We start from the raw sequence: 220 nt of genomic DNA, 5'->3' as shown, positions 1-220 counted from the left end.
CGATTGCACGACGGCCATTGAATTTTGACTCAGCAAAAACGGTAATGCCCACAAGTTCTGCTTCAAATTCTTCAATCATACTCTTCATACCATTGACGGTGCCGCCGCCTTTCATGAAGTCATCCACGACTAAAACTTTTGATCCGCGTTTTAAACTGCGTTTTGAAAGTTCCATTTTTTCGATACGTTCTGAAGACCCTGATACATAGTTCACGCTCAC

Annotated in this window: 1 protein-coding gene; it reads right to left on the bottom strand. The window is 42.7% G+C overall.

The window, feature by feature from the left end:
• Window positions 1–214 (bottom strand): phosphoribosyltransferase family protein (locus LI162_RS15495; protein WP_442919965.1); only part of this gene is annotated, 214 nt, incomplete at its 3' end.
• Between the last annotated feature and the right edge of the window lie 6 nt (window positions 215–220).

Origin of the sequence: Mediterraneibacter sp. 210702-DFI.3.120 (assembly GCF_020561005.1) — a bacterium.
GTDB lineage: Bacteria > Bacillota > Clostridia > Lachnospirales > Lachnospiraceae > Mediterraneibacter > Mediterraneibacter faecis.
Note: the sequence above shows the minus strand (reverse complement) of the source record. Positions and strands in the feature narration are given on the sequence as shown.